The sequence below is a fragment of the Salegentibacter maritimus genome, from assembly GCF_016236915.1.
Taxonomy (GTDB): Bacteria; Bacteroidota; Bacteroidia; order Flavobacteriales; family Flavobacteriaceae; genus Salegentibacter; species Salegentibacter maritimus.
The window spans coordinates 90,216-100,033 of record NZ_JAEHOK010000015.1 but is presented as its reverse complement, the minus strand read 5'-3'; the positions used below and the strand labels follow the sequence as shown (position 1 = coordinate 100,033).

The following is a 9,818-nucleotide window of genomic DNA, read 5'->3' as shown; positions in this document are numbered from 1 at the left end:
CTGATTTCTATGACACTTGCAAGTTATTATTATATATTTTTTGATTTTTTATGATGGCAAAAATTCTATGAATGATCTTATTTCTTACAGCATTTAAGACGCTCATTTTGTTTTTGCCTTCATTTACCTTTCGATGGTAATATTGTTTTAAATCAGAAGGCAATTGGATCGCCCTCATGGCTGCTAAATGCAGTATTTTCTTAATGCCTTTATCTGCATAGATAGAAACCGATGCCCTACCAAAAACAGAAGTTCCTGAACTTTTTGAAAATGGCGCCACTCCAGCATAACAGGCAAATTTACGAGGATTTGTGATCGATTTAAATGCATTTGTTTTAATCAACATATTCCACGATAAAATAGGACCTACTCCAGGAATAGCACGTATTAAATGGTATTGGTGCTTCAATACACTATTGTGCTCAATAACCTCAATTATTGATTTGTCGGTTTGTTTTATTTTTTCAGTTAGTAATTGAATAAGTTCAGCTCCGTGCTCTTCCAGTTGCGGCAAGTCAAGATCTGCAATCAGTAGGTTTTCTTTGTTTTTTGCTTTGAGTTGGGCTCTTTGCTTAATTAACAGGTTCCTATGGGATATAAGTGCTTTCAGCTTTTCTATTCCCGGTTCTGGTTTTTGATGTGGTTCGAGTTCTGTGTGGTTTTTTTCCAGGAATTTAGCAATACGGAAGGCATCTATAATATCATCTTTTCCTCTGGTGAGTCCAATACTTTTGTGTAAATGCAAAGGATTTACTTCGTAAAAAACGATATTTAAAGAGGTTAAGACTTCAATAATCTTACGGCCATATCGCCCCGTATTCTCAATACAGACTTTTAAACTTTGTGGCTTTGAGCCACTAAAAAAAACTTTTATAGCTTTTTTGTTGTTATCAATACGTTTGGCCAGTTTCTTCTCACCTTTTATAGAACAAATATCCAATGTGTTTTTACTGATATCAATACCTACAAAAGTCAATGAATTTTTCATAATTTTGGTTTTAGTTATGAATGGATTAAATTAAATAGGACTCAATTCCTTAATAATGGGCTTTTAATCCCGAATTTCTATTTGAGTTACTATTTAGGGAAAGAGTAGGTACTGAATCAGCATATAGCTCTTTTAACTGGAACTTGTTATAGTTAGCCTACTCTTTTTTAATCCTTAATTTACACAAATTTTACTCTTGCAAGTCTAAAGGAATTTATTTCAGCATCTAAGTTGTTAAATTGCTAACCTATCAGTGAAACTGCTCTATCGTTCGAACGGATTCGTTTCAGGTTCTAAGTTGTTTTGAATTTTTTAGAAGTTAGACCCTGAAATGAATTCGGGGTGACGGGAAAAACAACATTGGGACTAGAAGCCCCCGATGTGAAACCGGGATTAGATCGCTCTAGAATATTCATTACTGCCAAAGGCCTTATGAATATCAAGGCTCACTAATAAAAAAGTGCCGTCTTGGTTTACGAGAAACCTGATTACCCTACCAATCAGACTCCTCACCGTTAACGACACTTTTTTGTTCTAAAACATTTTAGCTATCTAAAATGACCGTGTCAAAAGTAGAAGATGAGTATGTTCATAGCAAGGGGAAAAACCCCTCTTTTTCTCGAATTCATTTCGAGAAATTAAGATGAAATATCTATGAATGAAATTTGGTGCATATTTTGAGATTGATGCAAAATAAGGTTTGATTCGGGCGATTTAGATCCTGATGTAAAATAGGGATAGCTTCGTTCTAATACTTTAAGTGCAGCAGGAGGTCTTTTTAGAATATAGACTCACAAAAATAAAAAAGTGCCGTCTTGGTTTACGAGAAATCTGATTACCCTACCAATCAAAATCCTCACCGTCGACGACACTTTTTTGCCCCAAAACACTTTAGCTAACTAAAATGACTATGTCAAATGTAGAAGATAAGTACGCTCGTTACAAGGGGAAAAATCCCCTTTCTTCAGAATGTCATTCTGAACTTGTTTCAGAATCTAGGTTGAATCCACCCTTGAATACCAAACAGACAACAGACTAAAAATAGATCGCCACATCAGTCAACGCCTCCTCGCAATGACGCTACTTTTTTTCCGTCATCGTGAGTGAGGAACGAGCGTGGCGATTTTTTGTTTGTAGTTCCCCGTCAATTCGAGTGTTCCGACGTAAGTCGGAAAGTATCGAGAAGTGCTTTATGTTTAAAAGTTGAAAAGTGATTAGTGAAGAGTGAAGAGAAAAAGCAAGGAAAAAGAGAGTAAGATTATATTCTGTAAATCTTCAACAACAAACAATAAACCCCGAACTATAAACTGTCTAATGCCAAGCGCAAACCCGAAACATACAGTAACAGAAAACTTATAACCCACAACCGAGAACTCATTTAGAACAGATTACCACGTTGGCTAACGCCTCCTCGCAATGACGCTTCTTTTTCTTTCCGTCATCGTGGGTGAGGAAGGAGTGCGGCGATCTTTTGTTTGAAGTGAGCCGTCACTTCGAGTGTTTCGACTTGAGTCGGAAAGTATCGAGAAGTGCTTTATGTTTAAAAGTTGAAAAGTGATTAGTGAAGAGTGAAGAGTGAAAAGAAAAAGCAAGGAAAAAGAGAGTAAGATTATATTCTGTAAATCTTTAACAACAAACAATAAACTCCGAACAATAAACACCAAACTGCAAACCACATGCTTAACCGAATTACCCGAAAACAGACCGAGAACTGACAACCGAGAACTCAAAACTCACAACGTAGTAATCATCCAGAACAGATTGCCACATCAGCCAACGCCTCCTCGCAACGAACGGAAATGAAAGAAGCAAGAAAAAAGAGCCAAGAGAAAGGAATCTGAGATATGCACAATTCCTTAAAAACAAACCATAAACACCAAACCCGCAACTCTCAATCTGCGACCGGTTCAATTGGGCCAAACCCACAACCGACAACTGACAACTGAGAACCCACAACTGATAACAGCAAAGAATATTCGTGTATTCGTGGCGCCAAACAACAAACCTCGAACAATAAACACCAAACTGCAAACCACACGCTTAACCGAATTACCCGAAAACAGACCGAGAACTGACAACCGAGAACCGAGAACTCTAAAGATTTGTAAAAATGAAAAAATCTACTAAATTTACCTTAACAAAAAATTGAGTTTTTTAACCAACCAATTAAATGAAAAAACCAAAAAAGTGCATCAGCGTTGAAGAGGCGCGTAAGGAACAGGACGAATGGGTGAAGACCCGTGGAAAAGACATCAGGGAAGCCGAGGGTTATGAAGATACCCGCGAATTCTGGTATAGCCTGGACGAATTACAGGAGTACCTGGATTATGTTCGCGAGAAATCTAAAGAGCAGGGAGTGGAAAAACCGGGGATTCGGTTTTATTTAGGGGCTTATCCTAAAACTAAGGAGAAAAAAAGTTATACTACCATGTTTCTCTCGCCTACCAAAGAAGTTTCGGGAGATACAGCAACTCCCGGGGAAGATTCTAACCCTAATAATTATGAAATAGAACCTTTAAATCAAACTCACGGTGGATTTCCTCCAACTATTTATTAAATGTACGATTTAAGATTTCTTGTACTCATACTTGAAGGCGTTGCAGCAATTTCTGGCCTTTATTACTCTAAGAAAAACCCAACCGATAAATCAGTTGGGTTTTTTGCTTACTTTTTATTGCTAACTTTTTTTGTTGAGGCACTGGCATTAATTCCAACAATAATTTATTGGAATGAGTCATTGCACTTTCTTAAAGAGACTATTTTGTACTCTAACTTTTGGTTATATAATCCTTATTCCATTATCAACTTTACTGTTTATATTCTTTATTTTAACCGGAAACTTTCAAATAAAAGAATAAAAAATATTATCAATAAGCTGCTAATCTTGTATGTTATTATCTGTATTGCCAATTTAGTGTTTTCAGATGTGTTTTTCCGAAGTCACTCCGCTCTCACTTATTTAGGGGGAAGTATTTTCCTGCTGGGAGTAATTTTTTATTTTTATTTTGAAATTTTATTAAGTGATAAAATTCTTAGCATTAAAAGGGAATTAAGTTTTTATATATCAATCATTACGCTTTTATATTTTTTGACAACCGCTCCGATTTGGATTTATTATAGATACTATACCATTGAAAGTCCGGAATTTGTTGAATTTAGTGATATTGTTTTAATAGCAATGAATATTTTTATGTACGGTTCCTATAGCATTGCCTTTTTATGGTTGGCCAATAAGAAAAATTCATCTTCAAAAAAATTAAAAAATGCTTTCTAAGGAAGAGATTTTACTTATCATCTATTTTGCGGTAGTTATCCTAATGCTAACGGCTTTTGTGATCGTTTTTTTTGTGGTGTACCAAAGGCGAAAAAACAAATTATTACAAGAGCAATTTGAGGCTAAACAGCTCTTTGAGCGGGAAATTTCCCAATCGCGAATAGAAATGCAGGAACAAACCTTAAAAAATGTGGGCTGGGAATTGCACGATAATATTGGACAGTTACTTTCTGTTGCCAATATGCAGTTGAATATTTTTTCAAGAAACCTACCTGAAGCCGAAAAAAACTCAGCTTTAGAAATTAAAGAAACCGTGGCGAATTCACTTCAGGAAGTGCGTTCGCTCTCAAAGTCCTTAAACAACCAGGTAATTGGTTACGCCGGTTTGGTGGTTTCTGTAGAAAATGAACTGGCAAGGTTTCAGCGTATGGGCGTTATTGAAAACGAATTGAAAGTAAGCGGAGAAAAACAGGAAATTCCACAGCAGCACAGTATAGTTTTATTCAGGATACTTCAGGAATTCTTTTCTAACGTGATCAAGCACGCGAAAGCTTCAACATTAAGTGTTCAAATAAGTTTTACTTCCGAAGAAATCATCATTACTGCAAAAGATAACGGGCAGGGATTTGATTTGGAAGCGGTAAAGAAGAATTCAGGATTATTCAATATGGAAAGCAGGGCAGCGCTGATAAAGGCAAAGTTTGAGTTGGAAACTTCTATAGGCGCAGGAACTTCCTTATCTTTACGCTATTCTTTAATAGGGCAACAAGATGAATAATACCGTAGCAATTGTAGACGATCACACTTTATTTTCACAATCTTTAAAAAACCTGGTGAATTCTTTTGAGGATTACGAGGTTTCCGGCATTTATAAAAACGGGCAGGAACTGGTGACGCATTTTAAAGCCAACCAGCCTAAACCCGACTTGGTGTTGTTGGATATTAGAATGCCAATAATGGATGGCCCTGAAACGATGGCCTGGCTCAATGAAAATTATCCTGACCAAAAGGTTTTGGCGCTTACTATGGAAGACGATGAGGAAACCGTGACTTTTATGGTGAAATTGGGTTGTCGCGGTTATCTATTAAAAGATATAGATCCAGATGAGTTTAAGTTTGCGCTGGATGAGGTGATAAAGGAAGGCTTTTTCTATAGCGATGCAGTTTCGGAAGCTATTAAAAATAAGGATAAAGAAAATAAACTCACCAATCTTACTAAACGCGAATTGGAATTTCTTGAACTGGCCTGTTCTGAAATGACCTATAAAGAAGTCGCCCACGAAATGAACCTTAGCCCAAAAACTATAGATGGATATCGAGAAAGTTTATTCCAGAAACTAAACGTAAGAAGCCGAACCGGTTTGGTGCTTTATGCGATTAAGCACAGGATTTTGTTGTTGTAAGGCACCCCAGCCTCCCGAAGTAAATTCGGTACAGGCTCCAAAGGGGGAGTTACGAAAATTTTAAACAGAACTAGGATTTTTTGAATCTATTTTTAATAAGTCTGATCTTAGCATAGAACATCATGCAGAACTTGTTTTAGCATCTAATATGAAAACTAGTTACGCTCTACTTAGACCTCCGATAAATTTCGGAGCAGGCTCTGAAATAAATTCAGTTTGACGCAAGTAAAAATCGGTTTATTAATTCAATTATTTTTTTATCCTTTTTCGCAGAATATGTGGATAAAACCCCGAGATTCAGGATGAGCGATTATTTTAATCGGTTATCCGCGGGGTTTTGGTCACGGTTTTTGGCCTTTCGCCAAAAAATTCCTTGAAAAAAGCGTCTTTTTCTTTGCTTCGTTTCTTTTGGACGAGCAAAAGAAATGAAGGGCAGGTCAAATCAAACATTTACCTGACTAAAAGTTTTATAAATAAAAGCTATTCTTGTTTCAGTTAAATTTCATTAAATTCTTCTTTAAATATTACGGACTTTCAAACCAACATATTCTACAGTATCTTCGTATTAAATAAATACCGACTTTCGTGAACGAAACCCCTATAATAGAACTTCGAAATTTAAAGCTTAAAGACTATCAGGAACTAAAGGTTTCTATGATAAAAAGCTATCAGAAAATGCCAGAGGACTACTGGACCAAAGATGAAATAAGGAATCTGGTAAATAAATTTCCCGAAGGGCAGTTTTGTATCATTATAGATAATAAAATTGCCGGTTGTGCGCTTGCCATTATAATAGATTCTAAAAAGTTTGATGAAGACCATACCTATGAAGAAATTATAGGTGGTGAAAATTTTTCCAACCATACCAAAAATGGTGATATTTTATATGGAATAGATGTTTTTATTCATCCCGATTATCGCGGAATGCGTCTGGGAAGACGTTTATATGAAGCCCGAAAAGAGCTTTGTGAGCAGCTTAATTTAAAATCTATAGCCTTTGGCGGAAGAATACCTAACTATGGTGCTTATTCTAAAGAGCTTACACCAAAAAAGTATATAGAAAAAGTAAAACTTCAGGAAATCCATGATCCTGTGTTGTCTTTTCAACTTTCTAACGATTTTCACGTAAAAAAAGTGATAAAAGGCTATTTGCCCGGTGATGTTGAAAGTAAGGAGTATGCGGTGCTCATGGAGTGGAACAATATTTATTATACCAAAACTACAAAGCTAATAGATACACCAAAAACCGTAGTAAGGCTTGGTTTGGTGCAATGGCAAATGCGACTCTTTAAGGATTATGATGCGCTGGTTTCACAAATTGAATTTTTTGTAGATGCAGTAAGTGATTACCAGAGTGATTTTATACTTTTTCCAGAACTTTTTAATGCGCCGCTTATGGCGCAGTTTAATGAATTGACCGAGCCTGAAGCCATCAGGGGACTTTCAACTTATTCTGAACGTTTGCTGGAGACTTTCCAGGAATTTGCGGTGAATTATAATATAAATATCATTACCGGGAGTATGCCTATGGTTATTGGGGAACATATGTATAATGTGGGCTTTTTATGCCGAAGGGATGGAAGTTACGAACGTTATGAGAAACTGCATATTACTCCTGCAGAAGAAGCTGCCTGGGGAATGAAGGGCGGTAGTAAACTGCAAACTTTTGATACCGACTGTGGGAAAATTGGTGTACTTATTTGCTATGATGTTGAATTTCCGGAAGTAGGAAGAATTTTGGCAGAGGAGGGAATGAATATTTTATTTGTTCCATTTATGACCGATACCCAAAACGGATATTCTCGCGTAAAAATATGTGCCCAGGCCAGGGCGGTTGAAAACGAATGCTATGTGGCCATGGCAGGATCTGTAGGAAATTTGCCTAAAGTAAATAATATGGATATTCAATATGCCCAAAGTGCCGTGCTAACACCATCAGATTTTGCATTTCCTGTAAATGGTATTAAAGCGGAAGCCACTCCAAATACCGAGAGTACATTAATTGTAGATGTAGACTTAGACCTTTTAAAAGAGCTACATGCTTTCGGAAGCGTAAGAAATATGAAAGATCGACGAAAAGATTTATATTCATTAAAAAAGAAAAAATAAAAATTTGGTTTGTTTTTAAAAAAGATTACTTTTGGTCAAGATGCAAAGAATAAATAAAAATAGTAATACGTCAATTATTGTCGAGATTATTTTCCCCCTGGGAATTTGATCCGGAATTGATGTGCATTATAAAAGCAAGAACCATCCTTCCGGGATGGTTTTTTTTTGCGTTGATATGAGGTAAATAGAAAATTATGAAAAAAAACGTGAATTCAGCAATCGTAATAAAATAAAGTATAATTGTATGATATACAGTTCATTAAAACTATTTGCTTGGTCACGGAAATAGGTTTGAAGTCGTGAATACATCACTATAAACTAAAGAGGAAAGTACTTTTAATTTTATAAATAAGATATAGCTTAATATATGTACAATAAATATAGCAAAATATTAACACAAAGTGATTCGCAACCGGCATCACAAGCCATGTTGCACGCTATAGGATTAACCAAAGAAGATTTTAAAAAGCCTTTTGTAGGAATAGCCAGTACAGGTTATGAAGGTAATCCCTGCAATATGCATCTTAACGATTTAGCTAAGCTGGTTAAAAAAGGAGCAAATGAGAATGAACTGGTTGGTTTAATTTTTAATACTATTGGTGTTAGCGATGGGATCTCCATGGGTACCCCGGGTATGCGCTACTCACTGCCGTCTCGTGATATTATAGCAGATTCTATGGAAACGGTAATTCACGCGATGTCTTATGACGCATTGATTACGGTGGTAGGCTGCGATAAAAATATGCCCGGTGCATTAATGGCGATGTTGAGAATTAATAGACCAGCTATTTTAGTGTATGGCGGTACAATTGCTTCCGGATGCCATAACGGAAAGAAACTGGATGTAGTTTCAGCTTTTGAAGCCTGGGGAGCAAAAACTGCCGGCGATATAGATAAGGAAGAATACGATAGTATTATAGAAAAAGCCTGCCCTGGTGCAGGTGCTTGTGGCGGGATGTATACCGCCAATACCATGGCTTCTGCTATTGAAGCTCTGGGAATGGCCTTGCCTTATAATTCTTCTAACCCTGCCGAAGGGGAAGAAAAGAAAGCAGAAAGTGAAGAAGCCGGTAAAGCCGTGCGATTGCTTATAGAGAAAGATATAAAGCCTCGTGATATTGTAACGCGTAAATCGCTTGAAAATGCTATTCGTTTACTTACAGTATTGGGCGGTTCTACCAATGCGGTGCTGCACTTTTTGGCTATAGCGAAATCGGCTGAAGTAGATTTTAGCTTAACAGATTTTGAGAAAATATGTGACAGTACCCCGTTTTTGGCCGATTTAAAGCCAAGTGGGAAATATGCTATGGAAGATGTACATAGAATTGGCGGGATTCCGGCGGTTCTAAAATATATGTTGAAACATGATATGCTTCATGGCGATTGCCTTACGGTAACCGGAAAAACCCTTGCCGAAAACTTAGCCGATGTTCCCGATATGGAAGAAGGGCAGGATGTGTTTAGGCCATTAGATAACCCAATTAAGAAAACCGGGCATATTAGGATTCTTTATGGGAATCTGGCAGAAAAGGGGTCGGTTGCAAAAATTACGGGAAAAGAAGGTTTGGAATTTACCGGAACAGCTAAAGTATTTGATAGTGAGTATGAAGCTAACGATGGAATTTCTGAAGGAAAAGTAAAAAAAGGCGATGTGGTCGTCATTAGGTACGAAGGGCCCAAAGGAGGTCCCGGAATGCCTGAAATGTTGAAGCCTACTTCTGCAATTATGGGGGCAAAACTTGGTAAAGACGTAGCCTTGATTACCGATGGAAGATTTTCTGGAGGAACCCACGGTTTTGTTGTTGGCCATATTACTCCTGAAGCGCAAGAGGGTGGATTACTGGCATTTTTGAAAGATGGAGATGAGATTACAATAAATGCCGAAAGCAATAAAATTGATGTGGCACTTTCAGCAGAAGAAATAAAGAAAAGAAAAGAAAACTGGAAAGCCCCCGATTTAAAATTTAACAAGGGTGTGCTCTATAAATACGCAAGAACGGTTTCTTCGGCCTCACAGGGCTGCGTTACCGATGAATTTTAATTA

General features: G+C 37.0%; 7 protein-coding genes. 6 read left to right on the top strand and 1 reads right to left on the bottom strand.

From position 1 onward, the window contains the following. Nucleotides 1-7: 7 nt before the first annotated feature. A complete protein-coding gene (locus tag I6U49_RS12370; protein ID WP_198627550.1) occupies nt 8-988 on the bottom strand; it encodes an IS110 family RNA-guided transposase in 981 nt (326 codons plus the stop codon). Nucleotides 989-3,158: 2,170 nt separating this feature from the next. On the opposite strand from I6U49_RS12370, the gene I6U49_RS12365 reads away from it, so the two are divergent. From I6U49_RS12365 to ilvD, 6 genes are all read left to right on the top strand, one after another. Further along, complete coding sequence (locus tag I6U49_RS12365) at nt 3,159-3,545, top strand: hypothetical protein (protein ID WP_198629018.1); 387 nt, start codon at nt 3,159-3,161, stop codon at nt 3,543-3,545. After that, nucleotides 3,546-4,262, top strand: a complete 717-nt coding sequence (locus tag I6U49_RS12360) for a hypothetical protein (protein WP_198629016.1) — start codon at nt 3,546-3,548, stop codon at nt 4,260-4,262. It begins immediately after the preceding gene. Then, a complete protein-coding gene (locus I6U49_RS12355) occupies nt 4,252-5,040 on the top strand; it encodes a sensor histidine kinase (RefSeq protein WP_198629014.1) in 789 nt (262 codons plus the stop codon). The genes I6U49_RS12360 and I6U49_RS12355 overlap by 11 nt, the downstream gene beginning before the upstream one ends. Beyond that, nucleotides 5,033-5,665 carry a response regulator transcription factor gene (locus I6U49_RS12350; protein ID WP_198629012.1) on the top strand — a complete coding sequence of 211 codons (633 nt, stop codon included), beginning with the start codon at nt 5,033-5,035 and terminating at the stop codon, nt 5,663-5,665. Before I6U49_RS12355 ends, I6U49_RS12350 begins: the two co-directional genes overlap by 8 nt. 585 nt (nt 5,666-6,250) lie before the next feature. Next, a complete protein-coding gene (locus I6U49_RS12345) occupies nt 6,251-7,774 on the top strand; it encodes a bifunctional GNAT family N-acetyltransferase/carbon-nitrogen hydrolase family protein (protein ID WP_317191870.1) in 1,524 nt (507 codons plus the stop codon). A 367-nt stretch (nt 7,775-8,141) separates the two neighbouring features. Then, a complete protein-coding gene (ilvD, locus tag I6U49_RS12340; RefSeq protein ID WP_198629010.1) occupies nt 8,142-9,815 on the top strand; it encodes a dihydroxy-acid dehydratase in 1,674 nt (557 codons plus the stop codon). The last annotated feature ends 3 nt before the right edge of the window (nt 9,816-9,818 follow it).